Below are 20,610 nucleotides of genomic sequence, written 5' to 3' on the forward strand. Positions count from 1 at the left end.
CTTCTCCTCCTCGCACCACAGAAACCCTCTAACAAACCACCCAAACCAACGCCCTACCTGACCACCTGATTCACCCAAAAAGGTCTACACAAGCGAATAGCGCCACCCCGCAAGGGAGGGCGCTATTCCTCTTTTGCTCAACAGGAACCTAACAACCCTTCCTCGCCTCACAGAAAATCCTCAACAAGAACAACCAAACTAACGCCCCACCAGATCTCCTAAAGCACAAAAAAGGTCTACACAAGGGAATAGCGCCAACCGGCAAGGGAGAGCGCTATTCCCCTTTTGTTCAACAGAAACCTAACAACCCTTCCTCGCCTTACAGAAAACCCTCAACAAGAATACCCAAACTAGCGCCCTACCAGACCACCTGATTCACCCAAAAAGGTCTACACAAGCGAATAGCGCCAACCCGCAAGGGAGGGCGCTATTCGCTTATGCTTTACAATCAGGACCTCACAGCTCTTCCGTGAGGTCCTAATTGTAAAGTGGATCAAAATTATAGGTGTGGATACATTGGGAATTTGTTCGTTAACTGCTCAACGCGAGACTTAGCTTCCTCTAACTTCGCCTCGTCCTCTACGTTCTTAAGCGTCAACGCGATGATTTCCGCAATCTCATCCATCTCGCTTAAACCGAATCCTCGGCTTGTAACAGCAGCTGTACCAATGCGGACACCGCTCGTTACGAATGGGCTTTCTGGATCATAAGGAATCGTATTTTTGTTTGCTGTAATCCCTACATCATCTAACGCTCGTTCAGCTACTTTCCCTGTTAAATTAAGAGAACGTACATCAATAAGAATTAGGTGGTTGTCCGTTCCACCAGAAACAAGTGTTAATCCTTGAGCTTGAAGTGCCTCAGCTAGACGCTGTGCATTATCAACAATTTGCTTCGCATATGATTTGAACTCATCTTGCAGTGCTTCTCCGAACGCTACTGCTTTTGCTGCGATCACATGCATAAGTGGGCCACCTTGAATACCAGGGAAAATCGATTTATCAATTTTCTTCGCGAACTCTTCTTTACATAAAATCATCCCACCACGAGGTCCACGAAGTGTTTTATGTGTCGTTGTTGTAACGAAATCTGCATATGGTACAGGATTTGGATGAAGACCAGTCGCAACTAGTCCTGCGATATGCGCCATATCTACCATTAAATATGCTCCAACTTCGTCTGCAATCTCACGGAATTTTGCAAAATCAATAGTGCGTGGATAAGCACTTGCTCCCGCAACAATTAGTTTTGGCTGATGCTCTTTCGCTTTGGCGCGAACATCTTCATAATCGATTACTTGCGCGTCACGGTCAACACCATACTCAACGAAGTTATATTGAACGCCGCTAAAGTTAACTGGGCTACCATGAGTTAAGTGTCCCCCATGAGAAAGATTCATACCTAAAACCGTATCACCAGGCTCTAAAATCGTGAAATAAACAGCCATATTCGCTTGCGCACCTGAATGCGGTTGAACGTTTGCATGCTCTGCCCCAAAGATCTCTTTTGCTCGATCACGTGCAATATCCTCTGCTACGTCGACATATTCACAGCCGCCGTAGTAACGTTTACCAGGGTATCCTTCTGCATACTTATTTGTTAATACAGAACCTTGAGCTTCCATTACTGCTTGACTAACGAAATTCTCAGAAGCAATTAACTCGATTTTTGAACGTTGTCTACCAAGTTCTTGTTGTATTGCTTTGTAAATTTGCGGGTCTTGCTGTGCTAGTTTCTCCATTTACTTACCCCTCCACACACTTTTAAAAGTAATGATATTTAAACATGTTCTCATTTTAACATGATTTTTCTTTTAGGGAATACCCCGAACGAAATTAGTTTATTTTTCTTTTTAAACTCCGTAATTTCCGAACATTAAACGCAATAAAAAGCTATAATGATATACTTTTTATTCATAAACTGCGCGTGCACCACCGATTAACTTTTGTCTCGACTTCGCTAACGTTACATGGGCACTTCCTAAGCTTTTGACAGAGCAACGTACAGGAACGGCTACATGCTTAATGTGCATACCAATAAATGTGTCACCTATATCAATTCCCGCGTCCGCCGTTATATGCTCGACTAAAACCGGATCGCTGAACTGCTTATATGCGTAAGTTGCCATGGCTCCACCAGCCTGATGTGCTGGAATAGCATGAACCACTTCCAAGTTTTTTCGAAGTGCTACCTCTCTCTCTACGACTAAAGCACGATTTAGATGCTCACAGCATTGAAAAGCAAGCCGTATTCCTGTTTCTTCTTTAAATTGTTGAAGAGCATTGTAGATGGATGTAGCAACTTCAAAAGTTCCCGATGTTCCAATTCGTTGGCCAATTACTTCACTCGTACTGCAACCAATAACGAAAAGATCATTTGTTTGCAATGATGCCTGTGATTGAAAATCATTTAAAATAGTCTGCAGTTCGTTTTGAAGGTTCTCCTGCAACGTAGTCATCTCCTTTTTCCATTTAACGATGTTTCCATTATTGTACACCAAAACGAAAAAAACCAGATAGCGTAGACTATCTGGTCAAAGTTTAAATCGTTGAATCGTACTGTTTAATTGAGCAGATTGCTCGGCAAGACTTTTCGTCACAGAATCAATTTGTTGAATGAGCGTTGTTTGTTCTTCGGTTGCTGCGCTTACTTCTTCAGCTCCTGCAGATGTTTCCTCCGCAATTGCCGCTACTTCCTGTGACTGCTCTGATGTTTCCTGAATCGTGTGCATCTGCTTATCGATCATTTCGGTAATATGATCAACTGCATCTGCCACCTGTAGCACGGAAGTAGTCATTTCTTCAAAGCCCTTTGTCGTTTCGCTTCCTTTATGAGCTTCTTTGTTTGCTGCTTTTACCTGATCAGTGATTTGATGTACAACCGTTTTTACTTCGTTCTGAATGCTATGAATAAGTTCTGTAATACCTTGGACAGCTTTCGCGCTTTCATCGGCAAGTTTTCGAACTTCATCCGCGACAACCGCAAATCCTTTGCCATGCTCACCGGCTCTTGCTGCTTCAATCGATGCATTTAGAGCAAGTAAATTTGTTTGTCCCGCAATATCACCTACTAAACCGATGATGTTCTCGACCTGCTTTGCATTCATCTCTAGTCGATGCACCGACTCTAGCGATTGCTGATTGTTATCTGCTAGGAGACGCACTCCGTCAATTAGTGATTGTGTGGCAACCTTATTTTGATCAAGCGTCCCTACCATTAATTGAGACAGCGTCTTAGACAAGTGTGCTTTTTCTCTCACTTCTTCAGCAAGAGAGATGACACGACCAACTGAGTCAGACGTTTCTTGAATAGCGACGGCAGAAGACTCTGCGCCTTTTGATATTTCATTGATCGTGCGATTAATCGTTTCGGCCTGAAGGGAAGCATCCTCTACAGAGTTCGAAATATGTAGAACCGTATGATTGGTCGTCTCAAAGTTATAATTAATTTTTCCAACCATTTCACGTAGGCTATAAAGCATGTCGTTGAATGCTAAGCCTAACGAACGAATTTCATCATCAACCTTTGAAACCTTTACGTCTTCATTAATGATACCTTGAGCCGCTTTTAGTGCTACACGTTCTACTTCCTGTAGTGGTTTAATAATAAATCCAGCTGCGACATAGGCTAGAAACGCCGACCACATCATTCCAAGACAGAGTGTTCCAATTGTAAATGCCTTTTCACTGAACCACTGATCCACAAAAGGATAAACAATATATAGAAAGAACACACTAGTGGAATACGTGATAAAAGCAAGTATTGAAGTAAATAATACTAACCGCAATCGCAAACTAAACTTATATTTTCTTTTCTCCCCCATAATGACCCCTCAATTTATATAATTTTTTCTCCTAACTTATCGATTAGTTCGTTGAGCTCTTCTAGCGTATAACGATAGATTGATAAGCTTCCACCAAAAGGATCTGCAATATCTCCTTTTATTCCTTGAACATATTCTTTTAACGTAAACGTTTTTTCAATCGCTCTCGGTGATTGAGCCACAACCATTTGCTTGTGACTTTCTCCCATTGTGAGAATATGCGTTGCCCAGTTGATCAATTCAAGATCTACCACCTGTGAGGAATGCTGATGACTAATTCCTTTTTCTAAAAGGGCTTCCGTTGCTTGAGTAGATGCTGAACTGCCATTGGCTGCAAATACCCCAGCTGATTTTACTTCAACATTAGGAAGTTTTTTTGCTTTTAATAGAGCTTCCGCCATCGGGCTTCTGCACGTATTACCCGTACAAACAAATAGAATTTTTTTCACAAAAAATCCTCCTTTGGAAATAATTATAAAACAAAAGTAGTAAAAAAGTAACAGAAAATAAAAAGGTGTCGTAAAAGAGTCATATTTACTCTCTAGGACACCTTCTACTATATCTTCTATTATAACTGAAACTTCACGAGGTAAACATCCTGATGCTCTACTTAAAATGGTAACAAAAGTTTAATCCCAAATGCCAATAGAATACTCCCACCGAGTGCCTCGCTATATGAACCTAGCCAACCTTGAACGCGTCTTCCTAGAAGCAAGCCAGTCCATGTTAATACCATGCTCATGATTCCAAACAAAGCAATGGTTAGTGCTGTTCTTGCGCCAAAGATTCCTAAGCTAAGACCTACAGAGAAACTATCTAAGCTAACACTTAAGGCAAAGACGATCAAACCGAATCCGACAGGTTTAATGAGTGACTCTTCCCCTTTTTTAAAGGAAGCATAAATCATTTGTCCGCCCAGCAAAAAGAGAAGAATTCCACCTGCATATGTAGCAAACATCCCGAATTTGTCAGAAAGAACGCGTCCGATGATCATTCCAACTAGAGGCATCCATATATGAAAAAAACCAATTGTGACCCCAATTAAAAAGATTTGTCGCGTGCGCAGTTTGATTAATCCCATACCTAATCCAACAGAAAAAGCATCCATTCCTAAAGCAAAAGCCATAATTAATAAAGTTAAAATTTCATTAATAAGTGACGACATAATTATTATAAACCCCCTCGGACGTGCCTATTTCACTTTATGCATTCCGAAAAAGGTTTAGAAGAAAAGTTTTAAAAAAGTCCTTCCCACTCTGGAAAGGACTTCAACACTGTTATTCGCTTATTACATGATGACCGGCGGCTTTGATCAGTCGGTTCATAATGGCTTGTCCGACTCCCTCTGCCGGGAAGCTTTCGCTTAAAATCGTATCAACGTCATATTCATTAAATGAGCGCAGAACGTGATAAAGATCATGAGCAACCGTTGCTAGATCCTCACGCTTTCCACAGCAAATGATTTGATCTGCCTGATAGTAGGCTTTGTTTTCATCTGTTGTGAGTACGCCTACTTTTTTGCCAGACTGCTGATACTCGTTTATTTTCTGTTGCAGGAATTCCTTGCTTCCATCAACGATCAATAGCGGTGCATCAGGTGCGTAGTGCGTATATTTCATCCCCGGAGATTTCGGTGCCTCTCCTTCTTTCAATAAAGCAGGATCAACTAATACCTCACCTACTACGCTTTCTAACTGTTCTTTTGTTACACCACCTGGGCGGAAGATGACGGGAATTTCCGTTGTGCAATCCACTACGGTGGATTCTACACCTACTCCCGTTGCTCCCCCATCGACAATCCCACTCACTCGACCATCCAAATCTTGGATTACGTGCTGAGCAGTAGTTGGACTTGGCTTGCCAGAAAGGTTCGCACTTGGTGCTGCGATTGGCAGATTTGCCTCCTTAATAAGCGCAAGGGCAATCGGATGATCAGGCATACGTACGCCTACGGTTGAAAGCCCTGCAGTTACCTTATCTGACAATCCTTCTTTCTTCTTTAAAATAACTGTCAGCGGTCCTGGCCAAAAAGCTTCCATTAAACGTACCGCATGATCGGGAACTTCTTCAATAAAATCATCCAGCTGAGACTGTTCGGCAATGTGGACAATGAGCGGATTATCACTTGGTCGGCCTTTTGCTGAGAAAATTTTATCCACAGCCTGATCCGACGTCGCATCAGCCCCTAGTCCATATACAGTTTCCGTAGGAAAAGCCACAACTTCTCCCTTTTTAAGTAACATTGATGCTTCTACTAATTGTGGATAACTTTCATGCTTTGTTTCAGATTTATCCACAATCCACAATTTTGTTTTCAACATTTCCAGCTCCTACCTAATAAGATATTACGACTCACAATGCCTGTAACTTCTACTGATTGTAATACAATTTGACTAAAAGGACAAAATTATCCCAAGAAAAAGAAAAAATATCCACAAATTGTGGATAATATTCAAAATATAGTGGATAACTTTGTGGATATTATCTTTTTATACAGAATACTTCATATAATAAAAGATATCCCCAGTGGATGAACCTTCTACTTTTATCTTTTCTTTAATATCCACAGATACATCGCTGCTTTCGACTTCTGCAAAGTGAAAGAGCTTAAAAAATGGAATGGCCGAACCCGTACTTGTAACGAGGTAAATGTCCCGCATGTTTTTGCTGTGAATGAATTCAACCATTGCACTGAACAAATGAATAATTCCTTGCTGGGTGGCATCACTAGACATCACTAAGGAACGTAAAAGTGCATCTTCTCCGCACGGTTGAAAGGAAATCGTCGCTAACAGCTCACCACGATCGTTTTCCATAATGATAAAACGATCAATTGCTTCTTTTACGTTCGTTTTTCCCACTACCGCTCTTTGCAAAAACTGTTCAATTAGCTGAATATCTTGTTTTGTGGCATGACGAATCATTTCTGGCATCGTTCTCCTCCTCATCTTTCCTTCTAGTTTTTAATCTATGAAGAAAGGTGATAAATAGAACTAGTACTAGAGTTTATGGCCACATTTTTGATACCCATTCGACAACAAAAAATTTCACTTTGACTTCTTTCTGTTCTTCAGGCTCTTTCGTATCAACAAACGAGGTCTTCTTAACCTTGTGTTTTACAGGCTTTTCAACTTCCTTTTCTTCCGGCTGTTGAACAACCTCTTCTGTTTTGGGCTGATTTACGTCAGCTCCGTCGCTTGCTTCTATCGCAGTGCTCTCACTTGGATGAGCATCGTCTTTTACATTAGATGGCTTGTATTCACCAGACGGGTCTTGTACAGCTGCACCATTTGAGAAATCAAGAAAGCATAAAGGAGGAAATAGAACGCACCACCAGTTTGCTCCTTCACCTTCTCCAAGTGTGACTAAAATTGCTTCATACTTACCTGCAGGATATAAAAACTGTCCATACAACTTTGTTGGAAAACGCACCGTACCGAACTTTACGTGAACAGACTGCTTTACCTGTTGCTCTTTTAATACACGCTCTGCGATTGCCTGTATTTCTGGCAAATGACTTTTAATGACCTTACGTGCTTCTTCAATAGATGTCAGGTCTTGAACCCATTTGGTAATTTCAATATTGACCTGATCACGAATTAATCGCTTTACGCGCTGATCATTTTCATCATCACTGTTTGCTAAAATACGTAGGCGAATCGCTTCATCTGGAATGACGACCGGCTCTTCTGCCTGAACAGGCTGACTGCTATATAATAAATTAAGATTTGCTCCTACTAATAGTAAAAGAAGAAATATAATAACGTGTTTTTTCATTTGTTCATCCACCCCTTATAAGAGCAGTATGACCAAAACACGACTATACTAAACTAGTAATTTGCACGAATATGGAAATCTTTTATTTTCTTTTAAAAATAGCATCTCGCAGAACTTAATGAAGCTCTGCGAATACCATTCGATCTTTTTGATTAATATCATATACAACGCGCACATCAGCTTTTGTAAACGTAGCACGAAGCATCTCCGCAACTGCCTCCGCTTGACCTGCCCCCACCTCAAACGCAACGATCCCATTTGAGTTTAGCACCTGCGGAAGCTCATTCATAAAGCGTCGATAAAAGTCCAAACCGTCCTGACCACCAGCTAGCGCGCGCATCGGCTCATGATCTTTCACGACCGTTGACAATGTTTCCACCTCAAGGTCAGGAATGTAAGGAGGGTTAGATACAACAATATCAACCTTTTCTCCGCGTTGAATAATTGGTTGCAATAAATCGCCTTCGTAAAAATGAACCGCTGCGCCTAAATCGCGCGCATTTTTTTCTGCGACTTCTAATGAAGCCTTTGCGATATCAACGGCACTCACTTTAGCTTGTGGCATTTCAAGAGCTAGACTAATCGCTATCGCGCCGCTTCCCGTTCCAATATCGACAATCGATGGATGCTGAAATTTGTTTTTGGCTCTTTCAATGACACCGTACACCAACTCTTCTGTTTCGGGGCGAGGAATTAACACTTCCTTATTCATGGAAAACACGCGGCCATAAAATTCTTCGTATCCAATTAAGTATTGAACAGGGATTCCCTCTACATGCTTGTGAAGATCAGCTAAAAACCGTTCTTTTACAAGAGGATCCATCTCATCGTGAAGAGAAGCTAACAGCTGTGAGCGACTCATATTCAAATGATGTTTAAGTAACAGTTCCCCTGCGTTTTCATCGCGTCCATGTGCTTTCAAAAAAGAAGAAGCCCAGTTAAGGGCTTCAAATATTTTTACAAATGAAGCTTCCATGATTAAGCTTGCTCCATTCGTTGAGCTTGGTCTTCTAAAATCAATGCTTCGACAACTTCGTCAAGTTTCCCTTGGAGAATTTGATCAAGCTTTTGAATCGTTAAACCAATACGATGGTCCGTTACACGGTTTTGTGGGAAGTTATACGTACGAATACGCTCAGAGCGGTCTCCCGTTCCAACAGCTTGTTTACGTGTTTGATCATATTCCGCCTGTGCCTCACGTTGAAATTTATCATATACACGCGCACGAAGGACCTTCATCGCTTTTTCTTTGTTTTTGATTTGAGATTTTTCATCCTGACAGGATACGACTGTGTTCGTTGGAAGATGCGTTAAACGTACAGCTGACATCGTCGTATTAACACTTTGTCCTCCAGGGCCACTGGATGCGAACGTATCGACACGAATATCTTTCTCATGAATTTCAACTTCTACTTCCTCTGCTTCCGGAAGAACGGCTACTGTTGATGTAGAAGTATGAATACGTCCACCAGATTCCGTTTCAGGAACACGTTGTACACGATGAGCTCCATTTTCAAACTTCAATTTTGAAAATGCGCCTTTACCAGTAATCATAAAGATGATCTCTTTATATCCGCCCACTCCTGTCGAGTTTGCTTCCATTACTTCTGTTTTCCAGCCTTGAGCTTCTGCATAACGAGAGTACATACGATATAAGTCACCTGCAAATAACGCGGCTTCGTCCCCGCCTGCAGCTCCACGAATCTCCATAATTACGTTTTTATCGTCATTTGGATCTTTCGGAATTAATAGGATATGTAGACGTTCCTCTAGCTGTTCTTTTTGTTCTTCAAGCTCAGAAATTTCTTCTTTCACCATATCACGCATTTCAGCATCTAAGCCTTCTTCTAGCATTGACTTTGCCTCAGTGTATTGCTCAGAAATTTCCTTATATTCTCTGTACGTATCGACAGTTTCTTGTATATCAGACTGTTCTTTTGAATATTCTCTTAATTTAGATGGATTACTCACGATTCCAGGATCGCTGAGAAGTTCATTCAATTTCTCATAGCGAGCTTCTACTGCTTGTAAACGATCAAACACACCATTCACCTCATTTTTTGTCCATAACATTCTAATTATAGTATAAGGTCAGGGGCGAGGTCAAAAGCATTTTCCCTTTGACACGGACGTATTCCACCCCGTTTTCCACAAATAAAAAGGTAGCTCAATGCACGTATGTACTACAGCATGAAACTACCTATGTTGGCTTAAAACACCTATTAATTACTCATTCCATTTTCAACGACTAGCTTTTTTCCTTCAGACGGCTTGTTTTTCACCACGTGACAATGACGGCATCGAGGCTCGTACGATTCTGAAGCTCCTACTAAGATAATCGGATCATCGTAAGAAGCAGGTTGGCCATTGATTAGGCGTTGTGTACGGCTTGCTGGTGATCCGCATGCTGCACAAACTGCTTGAAGCTTTGTAACTGTTTCAGCGAGCGCCATAAGTGCTGGAACATGTCCAAATGGTTCGCCTTTGAAGTCTTGGTCTAGTCCTGCTACAATCACACGTTTCCCTCGAGCGGCTAACTCCTCTACCACTTCCACAATATTCTCATCAAAGAATTGAACTTCATCGATTGCGACAACCTCGGTGTCAGATTCCGTGCGTTCTAAAATCGCTAGAGAAGATTCAACAGGATATGCTAATACTGATGTACCGTTATGAGAAACGACAGACTCTTCACTATATCGATTATCAATCGCTGGTTTGAATACCTGCGCTTTTTGTTTGGCGAATTGCGTTCGGCGCACTCGACGAATTAATTCTTCTGATTTGCCCGAAAACATACTCCCACAAATTACCTCAACCCAACCGCTTTGTTTCATCACATACATGCTGCGGGACTCTCCCTTCCTCATAGTTCCAATTGAGCAAACACTATATCGGTTTACTCTAACGGACACTAAGTCTCTTCTGCAGAGGCTCACTGTCCGTTAGAATCCTTCGATCTCTTTTCCTTTGTTCGGTTAGCGTTTCCTCAAATCCAACATCCATACTAGTTAACGTAAAGAAGTAAAAAACAGGCAAGCGACTAGTACCCTTGCCTGTTTTTCTGATATACGGCTTATTACTTGATACCGTATTTCTTGTTAAATTTATCAACGCGACCACCAGCATCCGCGAATTTTTGACGACCTGTGTAGAATGGATGGCATTCAGAACATACCTCAACGCGTAATTCCTCTTTCACAGAACCCGTTTCGAATTCGTTACCGCAAGCGCATTTCACCATAACTTTTTTGTAGTTTGGATGAATTCCTGATTTCATGATTTCATCTCCTTCCGCCCTGAATCTTTTGAAACAGAGTTATATTGAAAGCATATATGAAAACTACAACGATCTTTTCACCTTCACATACACTTAGCTAATACACACATGATGAAATTATAACAAGGGATGGGTTCTTTTGCAACCATCTCTTTCATACAATTTCATTCACATGAAAAAAGCCGATATACACATACTACCATTAACGCTTGCTCGCCGCCACCGCTTTTCGTTCTTCATCTAAAATACGGAAGAATTCATCATTTGTTTTCGTTTGACGTAAACGACGAAGGAATTTTTCCGCAAAGTCTGGCGCATCAGCCATCGTTTTACGAATTGCCCACAGATGATCCAGATGCTCTTTCGGAATAAGAAGCTCTTCTTTACGTGTTCCTGAACGACGAATATCAATCGCTGGGAAGATACGTTTTTCAGCAAGTGAACGATCAAGGTGAAGCTCCATGTTACCTGTTCCTTTGAACTCTTCATAAATCACGTCATCCATACGAGAACCTGTGTCTACAAGAGCCGTTGCAAGGATTGTTAAGCTTCCACCCTCTTCAATGTTACGAGCAGCTCCAAAGAAGCGCTTCGGACGGTGGAATGCAGCAGGGTCAATCCCCCCTGATAACGTACGTCCACTTGGTGGAATGACCAAGTTATAGGCACGAGCTAGACGAGTGATGCTATCCATAAGGATGATCACGTCTTTTTTATGTTCAACTAAACGCATTGCGCGCTCAAGCACAAGCTCTGCTACTTTGATGTGGTTTTCTGGCACTTCATCAAACGTAGAGCTGACAACATCTCCTTCAACAGAACGTTCAATATCTGTTACTTCTTCCGGACGCTCGTCAATTAGCAACACGATCAATTCTGCTTCTGGATGGTTTGTTGTAATGCTATTGGCAATCTCTTTTAATAGAATCGTTTTACCCGCTTTTGGAGGAGCAACGATTAAACCACGTTGTCCAAATCCAATTGGCGCAATAACATCAATAATGCGAGTAGAAAGATTTCTTGGTTCCGTCTCTAAAACCATGTGACGATTTGGATAAATAGGTGTTAAACCAGGAAAATGAACACGTTCCTTCGCAGATTCAGGGTCATCCCCATTAACTGCTTCTACGTGTAATAAACCATAGTAACGCTCATTTTCTTTTGGAGGACGAACTTTACCAGATACCTTATCTCCATTTCGCAAATCGAAGCGACGAATTTGTGAAGCAGAAATATAAATATCTTCGGAGCTAGGTGAATAGTTAATTGGACGAAGGAAACCAAAGCCCTCTGACTGGATAATTTCCAGTACACCTTCCATAAATAACAGCCCATCTTGCTCTGCTTGCGCTTTTAAAATGGCAAAAATAAGTTCTTTTTTTGTTAATTTACTATAATACGAAATTTTATACTCACGAGCATGTTCATATAGCTCTTTTAGCTTCATGTTTTCTAAACTGGATAATGTTAAACTCATTACAGCACCACGCTTTATATAGTTCTTTTCCTACCATATGGAATTTTACTTAACGTTAAGAAACGATATGGATGGAATTCATATTTTGTGAAGATGGAGAAGGTAGCCTTGAAGTAATATAAGTAGATACTCTATCAGTTGTATAGCAATTTATATTCTAACCCTTTTCTATCTTTTTAATCAATAGCTTTTTATGTCAATTATTGAAGCGCTTTACATAAGTATCAATAACATCGAAAAACATTATAAACCGGATGAATCAAAAAAGACAAGCTATAAAAAAAGACAAGAGCGTGAAAAACATTAAAGAATGGATAAAAGTGTTAATAGAAAGGAGGAATACGTAAAGGATGGTTCTATGAAAATGCTCTATGAAGACGCCTTTCTATAGGCTAGTGTGGGTAAATGAAGCCTTCTTTTTAGAGCGGGATTCCGCTCTAAAAAGAAGTGACCAAACTTCCAAAGCCTCTTTTATTTTATTAGGAAGGTTTAATAACTAAATTTGGTTTTTTCTTTAAGCTGTGACGTCCATCAACAAAACGGACTGTTCCAGACTTTGCACGCATAACAAGGGAATGAGTCGTTCCGACAGAACCTTTGAACTGCACGCCTTTTAATAGCTCACCGTCCGTTACACCTGTAGCCGCAAAGATGGCGTCATCTCCTTTTACGAGATCCTCCATATAAAAGACACGCGTGATATCCGCGATCCCCATCTCCTTGCATCGCTTCAATTCCTCATCCGTTTGGGGAAGAAGCTTACCTTGAAGCTCACCACCTAGGCATTTTAGAGCTACTGCTGCGATCACACCCTCAGGCGCTCCACCTGAGCCAAATAGAATGTCAACACCGGTATGATCAAATGCTGTATTGATTGCACCCGCTACGTCTCCATCGTTAATCAATTTGATGCGTGCACCAGCTTCACGGATTTGGGCAATAATATGCTCATGTCGTGGACGATTTAAAACCGTTGCCACAATATCTTCTACGTCCTTATTTTTCGCTTTCGCAACCGCACGTAGGTTATCAATGACAGGTGCGTTAATATCGATTGTTCCTACCGCCTCTGGACCTACAGCAATTTTATCCATGTACATATCAGGAGCATGTAACAAGTTCCCGTGATCTGCAATCGCTAAAACCGCTAGAGCGTTCCAGCCTCCTGAAGCAACAATGTTTGTCCCCTCAAGCGGATCAACCGCCACATCAACGCGAGGACCATAGCCGTTTCCTAGCTTTTCCCCAATATATAGCATCGGCGCCTCGTCCATTTCTCCCTCGCCAATCACAACCGTCCCTTTCATTGGAATGGTGTCAAATACATCACGCATAGCTGATGTCGCTGCATCATCAGCTTCATCTTTTTTCCCACGGCCCATCCATCTTGCAGATGCTAGTGCTGCTGCTTCTGTTACTCGAACTAATTCCATCGATAAGCTTCGTTCCATGATCTACGTCCCCCTGCTGTGTTTCACATTTTATTTTCCAACACGATACAATGAATACGCTAACACAAAATCACAATTTAATCAGCATGATAATTTTTTCCACCCGTTACTTCAAATGAGCAACGCTAAAAATTAGCATGTACTAGGTAGAAGCGATGATAACGAATTACCACCGCTTGTTTACCGTTTAGGAATTTTGAAATTGTTCAATTTCGCTATCGGTCATACGTTCACGCCAAATGACAGCGCCAAGACCTGAAAGCTTGTCTACCAAATGACTGTACCCACGATCGATATGCTCAAGGCCCGTTACTTCTGTAATTCCTTTGGCCATTAATCCTGCTGTGACTAGAGCAGCCCCTGCACGCAGGTCAGAAGCCTTTACCTTGGCTCCCTGAAGCTGAGTAGGACCATTAATAATGGCTGATCTTCCTTCTACTTTAATGACCGCATTCATTCTACGCAATTCGTCAATGTGCTTAAACCTTGCACCATAAATCGTATCCGTTACAACACTTGTACCTGTAGCCCTTGTCAAAAGGGAAGTAAATGGCTGTTGTAGATCGGTTGGAAATCCTGGATAGACAAGAGTCTTAATATCTACAGCCTTAAAATCACGATTTCCCATGACTAAAATTTGATCTGAGCTTGTTTCAATCTTCACGCCCATTTCTCTCATTTTGGCAATAATCGATTCGATGTGCTGAGGTATCACATTATCAATTACGACCCTTTCTCCCGCTCCAGCTGCCATAATCATGAATGTCCCTGCTTCAATACGATCTGGAATAATTGAATGGCGACAACCTCTTAGTTCATCTACCCCATCAATACGAATAACGTTCGTACCCGCTCCTTTAATGCGAGCGCCCATGTTGGTAAGTAAAGTCGCAACGTCAATAATTTCTGGTTCTTTGGCGGCATTTTCAATAATCGTTTGGCCTTTTGCCCTCACAGCCGCTAACATGATATTGATTGTCGCACCCACGCTCACAACATCCAAATAAATCCGTGCCCCTCGTAGCTCATCAGCACGCAAATAAATAGCACCTTGCTCATTCGTTACTTGAGCCCCCAGTGCTTCAAACCCTTTAATATGCTGATCGATTGGGCGTGGTCCTAAATGACATCCACCAGGAAGACCCACAACAGCTTTATTAAAGCGGCCTAGCATGGCCCCCATGAGATAATAGGACGCGCGAAGCTTTTTAACCTTTCCACTCGGCAGCGGCATTGCAACCATTTTCGATGGATCAACGGTTAGTTCTCCACTCTCAAATGATACTTGTCCACCTATTTCTTCAATCAAATCTGATAAAATTTGCACATCAGATATATCTGGCAATCCTTCAATCGTTACAGGAGAATTAGCTAGAATTGTAGCGGGAATCAGAGCAACAGCACTGTTTTTAGCTCCACTTACTCGTATAGTCCCGTTTAATGGTACTCCACCTTGTATCTTTAGCTTTTCCATTTGCGTCTCCCTTCTAGCGAAGATGATTATTGTCGTAAGCGCCTCTTTTAACTACTATAAGGAATTTTATACCAGTTAACATTCTGAGATGTATGGCTAGTTTTCTTTATTATCTAATAGTTTACACGAAAAAGAAAATTTCATGTACAAAAAGTCGATTTTTTTCAAAAAATAGCCAACATATATGAAAAGACGCCTCGTTATTCAAGCTCAATTTGAGAGTATGAACAACAAGGGCGTCTTTTTATACACTATCGAAAGGCTCTATTCATCTTTAAACTACACTAAAAGTGCTACATTCAACTAACTTATACCGTACGTTTTTCCCAGTCTTCTAAAAACTTTTGAATACCTGCTTCCGTTAATGGATGATGGAAAAGTTGCATAATTACTTTATAAGGTACAGTGGCAATGTGCGCGCCTCTTAATGCTGCTTCAGTAATATGCATAGGGTGTCTAATAGAAGCCGCAATAATTTCTGTTTCAATGTTATGAACTAAGAATATCTCCGCAATTTGAGAGATTAAGTCCAGGCCGTCTTGACCAATATCATCTAATCTTCCTAAGAAAGGTGATACATATGTAGCGCCTGCACGCGCAGCTAAAAGAGCTTGATTTGCAGAGAAAATAAGCGTTACATTCGTTTTAATTCCTAGCTCAGAGAATGTTTTAACTGCTTTTAATCCGTCTGGTGTCATTGGAACTTTTACCGTAATGTTCGGTGCAATCTCTGCTAGTTTCTTACCTTCTTCAATCATTCCTTCGGCTTCTAATGAAATAACCTCAGCACTTACAGATCCAGGAACTAAATCTGTAATTTCTTTTAAACGATCTTCAAAAGAGATTTTCTCTTTTGCTACTAAACTTGGATTTGTCGTTACACCTGCTAAAACCCCTAATGCATGTGCTTCTTTAATTTCGTCTAAATTGGCTGTGTCGATAAAAAATTTCATCCTAAATCCTCCCTAAAATGAATGATATCTATGTTTTACCTTTTAAACAGTAAGGTGAAACAGCAATTACCTACAATAAGATCTTCCCCTAAGGAATATATTAACACTAAACGATTGGTTACAGCGATTATCCGGCTCACGTAAAGCTCAAAGCTTCAAACGAAACTTCTAGTCTAGATGGTTCCCTCTGTCAAAAACGTCTCTTTGTCATTGGTTAGTGAAACTTTCTAGTGAGGAAATAAAACGTTTGACAATAGGGCGTTATCTTTTAAAAAAAGACGAATAAATAGAACAAAACCGCCAAACATAAAATGCTAGGCGGTTTCGGTTAATGTCTATTAAGCTTTGTTTGAAGAACCGAATTCACGCATTTTACCGATTACAGTCGCTTTAATTGCTTCGCGAGCTGGTCCTAGGTATTTACGTGGATCGTATACTTCAGCGTCTGCAGCTAATACTTCACGTACAGCTTTAGCAGATGCGATTTGGTTTTCAGTATTAACGTTGATTTTAGCTGTTCCTAAAGAAACAGATTTTTGGATATCTTTTGTTGGGATACCAGTACCACCGTGTAATACTAATGGAAGACCAGTAGCGTTACCGATTTCTTCCATTTCAGCGAATCCAAGGTTTGGTTCGCCTTTGTAAGGACCATGAACAGATCCTAATGCTGGAGCAAGGCAGTCGATGCCAGTGCGTTTAACAAGCTCTTCGCACTCTTTAGCGTCAGCGTAGATTACGCCGTCTGCTACTACATCATCTTCTTGTCCACCAACTGTTCCTAATTCAGCCTCAACTGAAACACCTTTAGAGTGAGCGTACTCTACTACTTTAGAAGTAGTTGCTACGTTCTCTTCGAATGGGTGGTGAGAAGCATCAATCATTACAGATGTGAAACCTGCATCGATTGCTTCTTTACATTTGTCAAAGCTTGAACCGTGGTCTAAGTGAATAGCCACTGGAACTGTGATTTTGAAGTCTTCGATAAGACCTTCTACCATTTTCACAACTGTTTTGAAGCCGCCCATGTAACGAGCTGCACCTTCAGAAACCCCTAGGATTACTGGAGATTTTTCTTCTTCAGCTGCTTGAAGAATCGCTTGAGTGAACTCAAGGTTATTTAAGTTGAACTGACCTACTGCATAGCCTTCTGCTTTTGCTTTGTTAAGCATTTCTGTCATTGATACTAAAGGCATCGTGGAATCCTCCTTAACATAAGCCATTGACGCTACTTTTTTTTAAGTGCTTGACCTAAAATAGTATGCGCATGGATGAGTGTTTTCATGTAATATGACTAATATATTTAATCAACCAATTGGCTCACTAAATAGTTTCACAGTACATAGGATACCAACTAATGCAGAAAACAGCAACATTTTTAGACCAGATAACGAAAATTGTTTACGTAAGCGTTTCGTTTTTACATTTTGACAGGAATGTATTTTTTAATTGCTTGGCGAATTTCATCAATGTCAAACGGCTTCGCAAAATGCGTTAACGCACCTAGGTCTTTCGCCTCCTGAATCATGTCCAACTCACCGTAAGCCGTCATAATAATAACCTTAATCGCAGGATCAATTTCCTTTAAACGCTTTAAAATTTCAATTCCATCCATTCCAGGAATTTTCATATCTAGCAAGACTAAATCTGGTGATTCTCTTTGTGTAATTTCAATTGCTTGAAATCCGTTCGCTGCCTGAAATGATTGATATCCTTCCTTCTGAAGAACCTCTGTTAACAAAATTCGAATCCCATACTGGTCATCTACCACTAAAATTTTCTCTTTCAATGCAATCCCACCTCTTCGTATTTTCCCATTATGCATCTCTAACTCGTTTAGTTCGACTAAAAATGAAAAAAACCTTCTTTTCTCACATCGTATTATATTTTCCATTTATTCGTCTAGGTGAACGAACTTTTATCAGTGTAGTTTTTTAGAGAGCATCTTTCTTTAAAAAGAAATGGCTGTCAATTTCCATATGGTAAGAAGTCTATTTTTACTATCTCCTATGTTTGCTTTATAATGACTATCAGAAGAAAATTGTCTAAGAACAGAAAGGTGATTATTCACATGCTTAAAATATTTACAACTCAACTCAGCGGGTATTTTAAACGCATTGAGGAAAAAGAGGAATTTAATATAGAAGATGCTGCTCGCCTTTTATCTCAAGCCATCGTAGGTGACGGAAATGTGTATGTATACGGGGCAAGAGAAATGAAAAGCGTTATGTTTGAAGCACTTGAAAGCGAGGAGCCTCTGCAAGGAGCTAAACCGCTCTTAACAATGGAAAACCTAGACAACGTTACACCGGCAGATCGCGTTCTGCTCGTTTCGCGTTTTTCGGATGATCAGGAGTCCATCATTATTGCAAAAAAACTAGCAGAAAAATCAATCCCTCTGGTTGGCATGTCAGCGCTCAGAGCTTCTGAGGATGAAACACTTGATCAAGTCGTAGATGTGCATATTGATACAAAATTGACGAAGCCACTCATCCCTGACGACGAAGGAAATCGCTACGGTTTCCCTGCAGTGATGACAAGCTTGTATGCGTATTATGCCGTTTCTCTAACAATAAAAGAAATTATAAGTGAATATGAATAATAAAAGCCGGGCAGCGAATGCCCGGCTTTTGCTTATTATTTTTCTGAACCTAGCTCGATGGAAGCACGAACAAACTCTTTGAATAGAGGCTGTGGACGTGTTGGGCGAGACGTAAATTCTGGGTGGAATTGAGAAGCTAAGAACCAAGGATGATCTGCTAACTCAATGATTTCCACAAGACGTCCATCTGGACTTGTTCCTGAGAAAATAAACCCTTGTTTTTCCATCGCTTGACGATACTCATTGTTGAACTCATAGCGATGACGATGACGCTCGTATACAACTTCATCTTGATATGCTTCGTAAGCCAATGTACCTTCTGTTAGCTTAGAAGGATATAGTCCAAGACGAAGTGTTCCGCCTAGGTCTTCTACGTCTTTTTGTTCTGGTAGTAAGTCGATAATTGGATATTTTGTATCTGGTGCAATCTCAGCAGAGTGAGCACCTTCTAGGCCAAGTACGTTACGCGCAAATTCAACTGTTGCTAATTGCATACCTAGGCAAATACCTAAGAATGGAACCTTGTTTTCACGTGCATATTGAGTCGCAACGATTTTACCTTCGATTCCGCGATCACCGAATCCACCTGGAACTAAAATACCATCAACGTCTCCAACTAGTTCTTTTACGTTTTCAGGCGTTACATGCTCAGAGTTTACCCATTTCACTTTTACGTCTGCATCGAATGAGTAACCAGCATGACGAAGAGCTTCTACAACAGAGATGTAAGCATCTTGTAGCTCTACGTATTTCCCTACTAGCGCAATTGTTGTTGTTTTTGATAGGTTTTTCACTTTGTGAACAAGCTCATTCCACTCATCCATATCAGCTGGATTGAACGGTAATTTCAAGTGTTCACATGTAATTTGATCAAGCTTTTGCTCTTGAAGCATTAATGGAACTTCATATAACGTTTCAGCATCTGACGCTTCAATTACAGCTTTTGTATCGATGTCACAGAATAGCGCGATTTTGTCTTTCATGTCTTGAGAAATCGGCATTTCAGTACGAACAACGATTACGTTTGGCTGAATTCCTAAACTACGAAGCTCTTTTACGCTATGCTGAGTCGGTTTTGTTTTCATTTCGCCTGCTGCTTTTAGGTAAGGAATTAATGTACAGTGGATATACATTACGTTATCGCGACCGATATCACTCTTAATTTGGCGAATTGCCTCTAAGAATGGTAGTGATTCGATGTCACCAACTGTTCCACCGATTTCTGTGATAACAACGTCAGCGTTTGTTTCTTTTCCTGCACGGAAAACGCGCTCTTTGATTTCATTTGTAATGTGTGGGATAACCTGAACTGTTCCACCTAAGTAGTCGCCGCGGCGCTCTTTTTGAAGAACTGTTGAATAGATTTTACCTGTTGTGACATTACTATGCTTACCTAAGTTAATATCGATAAAGCGCTCGTAGTGACCTAAGTCTAAGTCCGTTTCAGCACCATCATCTGTTACGAAAACCTCACCATGTTGGTATGGACTCATTGTTCCTGGGTCTACGTTGATATATGGATCAAATTTTTGAATTGTGACGCTCAACCCACGGTTTTTTAATAAACGTCCTAGTGAAGCTGCTGTAATACCCTTCCCTAAAGAAGAGACAACGCCTCCTGTTACAAAGATATACTTTGTCATCTTATTTCCCCCTCTGGATTAGTAATCATATTAGAAGTTTGTACATAAACAGTTCGAATTCATTCATCTAGCTTAATAAATTCAAAAAACCCTATAAAATAAAACGTCAACCATCAGGAGTTCGCGACCT

Annotated in this window: 20 protein-coding genes; 1 reads left to right on the forward strand and 19 read right to left on the reverse strand. The window is 40.8% G+C overall.

Annotation, left to right across the window (positions count from 1 at the left end; all coding sequences use genetic code 11):
* Positions 1 to 499: 499 nt before the first annotated feature.
* From glyA to IE339_RS22900, 18 genes are all read right to left on the reverse strand, one after another.
* A complete protein-coding gene (gene glyA / locus IE339_RS22815) occupies positions 500 to 1,741 on the reverse strand; it encodes a serine hydroxymethyltransferase (protein WP_242172122.1) in 1,242 nt (413 codons plus the stop codon).
* Positions 1,742 to 1,909: 168 nt separating this feature from the next.
* Complete coding sequence (locus IE339_RS22820) at positions 1,910 to 2,458, reverse strand: TIGR01440 family protein (RefSeq protein ID WP_242172125.1); 549 nt, start codon at positions 2,456 to 2,458, stop codon at positions 1,910 to 1,912.
* 75 nt (positions 2,459 to 2,533) lie between these two features.
* Positions 2,534 to 3,823, reverse strand: a complete 1,290-nt coding sequence (locus IE339_RS22825) for a methyl-accepting chemotaxis protein (protein ID WP_242172128.1) — start codon at positions 3,821 to 3,823, stop codon at positions 2,534 to 2,536.
* A 14-nt stretch (positions 3,824 to 3,837) separates the two neighbouring features.
* The gene (locus IE339_RS22830) at positions 3,838 to 4,272 is read right to left on the reverse strand and encodes a low molecular weight protein arginine phosphatase (protein WP_277933932.1); all 435 of its coding nucleotides are present in this window, start codon (positions 4,270 to 4,272) and stop codon (positions 3,838 to 3,840) included.
* A 161-nt stretch (positions 4,273 to 4,433) separates the two neighbouring features.
* On the reverse strand, positions 4,434 to 4,988 hold the full coding sequence (locus IE339_RS22835; protein WP_053403728.1) for a manganese efflux pump MntP: 555 nt from the start codon (positions 4,986 to 4,988) through the stop codon (positions 4,434 to 4,436).
* Between the two features lie 112 nt (positions 4,989 to 5,100).
* Positions 5,101 to 6,141 carry an L-threonylcarbamoyladenylate synthase gene (locus tag IE339_RS22840; protein WP_242176289.1) on the reverse strand — a complete coding sequence of 347 codons (1,041 nt, stop codon included), beginning with the start codon at positions 6,139 to 6,141 and terminating at the stop codon, positions 5,101 to 5,103.
* Positions 6,142 to 6,312: 171 nt separating this feature from the next.
* A complete protein-coding gene (locus IE339_RS22845; RefSeq protein ID WP_242172129.1) occupies positions 6,313 to 6,756 on the reverse strand; it encodes a GNAT family N-acetyltransferase in 444 nt (147 codons plus the stop codon).
* A gap of 73 nt (positions 6,757 to 6,829) precedes the next feature.
* Positions 6,830 to 7,600, reverse strand: coding sequence for a stage II sporulation protein R (spoIIR, locus tag IE339_RS22850; RefSeq protein ID WP_242172133.1), 771 nt, complete (start codon positions 7,598 to 7,600; stop codon positions 6,830 to 6,832).
* 115 nt (positions 7,601 to 7,715) lie between these two features.
* Positions 7,716 to 8,576, reverse strand: coding sequence for a peptide chain release factor N(5)-glutamine methyltransferase (prmC, locus tag IE339_RS22855; protein ID WP_242172135.1), 861 nt, complete (start codon positions 8,574 to 8,576; stop codon positions 7,716 to 7,718).
* 2 nt (positions 8,577 to 8,578) lie between these two features.
* Positions 8,579 to 9,643, reverse strand: coding sequence for a peptide chain release factor 1 (gene prfA / locus IE339_RS22860; RefSeq protein WP_242172138.1), 1,065 nt, complete (start codon positions 9,641 to 9,643; stop codon positions 8,579 to 8,581).
* Positions 9,644 to 9,822: 179 nt separating this feature from the next.
* The gene (locus IE339_RS22865) at positions 9,823 to 10,446 is read right to left on the reverse strand and encodes a thymidine kinase (protein WP_242172140.1); all 624 of its coding nucleotides are present in this window, start codon (positions 10,444 to 10,446) and stop codon (positions 9,823 to 9,825) included.
* Positions 10,447 to 10,679: 233 nt separating this feature from the next.
* Positions 10,680 to 10,880: a 50S ribosomal protein L31 gene (gene rpmE, locus IE339_RS22870; RefSeq protein ID WP_053403734.1), complete on the reverse strand. Its 201-nt coding sequence runs from the start codon at positions 10,878 to 10,880 to the stop codon at positions 10,680 to 10,682.
* Positions 10,881 to 11,082: 202 nt separating this feature from the next.
* On the reverse strand, positions 11,083 to 12,357 hold the full coding sequence (gene rho, locus IE339_RS22875; protein ID WP_242172143.1) for a transcription termination factor Rho: 1,275 nt from the start codon (positions 12,355 to 12,357) through the stop codon (positions 11,083 to 11,085).
* Between the two features lie 479 nt (positions 12,358 to 12,836).
* Positions 12,837 to 13,808: a class II fructose-bisphosphatase gene (gene glpX / locus IE339_RS22880; RefSeq protein ID WP_242172149.1), complete on the reverse strand. Its 972-nt coding sequence runs from the start codon at positions 13,806 to 13,808 to the stop codon at positions 12,837 to 12,839.
* A 187-nt stretch (positions 13,809 to 13,995) separates the two neighbouring features.
* Positions 13,996 to 15,282 (reverse strand): UDP-N-acetylglucosamine 1-carboxyvinyltransferase, encoded by a 1,287-nt coding sequence (locus tag IE339_RS22885; protein ID WP_242172156.1) that lies wholly within the window; start codon positions 15,280 to 15,282, stop codon positions 13,996 to 13,998.
* Positions 15,283 to 15,590: 308 nt separating this feature from the next.
* Entirely contained in the window at positions 15,591 to 16,235 is a 645-nt protein-coding gene (gene fsa, locus IE339_RS22890) for a fructose-6-phosphate aldolase (protein ID WP_242172173.1), read from the reverse strand.
* A gap of 338 nt (positions 16,236 to 16,573) precedes the next feature.
* Positions 16,574 to 17,431, reverse strand: coding sequence for a class II fructose-bisphosphate aldolase (locus IE339_RS22895; protein ID WP_242172192.1), 858 nt, complete (start codon positions 17,429 to 17,431; stop codon positions 16,574 to 16,576).
* Between the two features lie 224 nt (positions 17,432 to 17,655).
* Positions 17,656 to 18,024, reverse strand: coding sequence for a response regulator (locus IE339_RS22900; RefSeq protein ID WP_053403740.1), 369 nt, complete (start codon positions 18,022 to 18,024; stop codon positions 17,656 to 17,658).
* A 282-nt stretch (positions 18,025 to 18,306) separates the two neighbouring features.
* Here IE339_RS22900 and IE339_RS22905 point away from each other — a divergent pair, with 282 nt between their 5' ends.
* Positions 18,307 to 18,837: a DUF2529 domain-containing protein gene (locus tag IE339_RS22905; RefSeq protein WP_242172194.1), complete on the forward strand. Its 531-nt coding sequence runs from the start codon at positions 18,307 to 18,309 to the stop codon at positions 18,835 to 18,837.
* Between the two features lie 35 nt (positions 18,838 to 18,872).
* Here the strand turns inward: IE339_RS22905 and IE339_RS22910 are convergent, their stop codons facing one another.
* Positions 18,873 to 20,480 carry a CTP synthase gene (locus tag IE339_RS22910; RefSeq protein WP_242172202.1) on the reverse strand — a complete coding sequence of 536 codons (1,608 nt, stop codon included), beginning with the start codon at positions 20,478 to 20,480 and terminating at the stop codon, positions 18,873 to 18,875.
* Positions 20,481 to 20,610 lie beyond the last annotated feature (130 nt).

Origin of the sequence: Priestia koreensis, assembly GCF_022646885.1 — a bacterium.
GTDB lineage: Bacteria > Bacillota > Bacilli > Bacillales > Bacillaceae_H > Bacillus_AG > Bacillus_AG koreensis_A.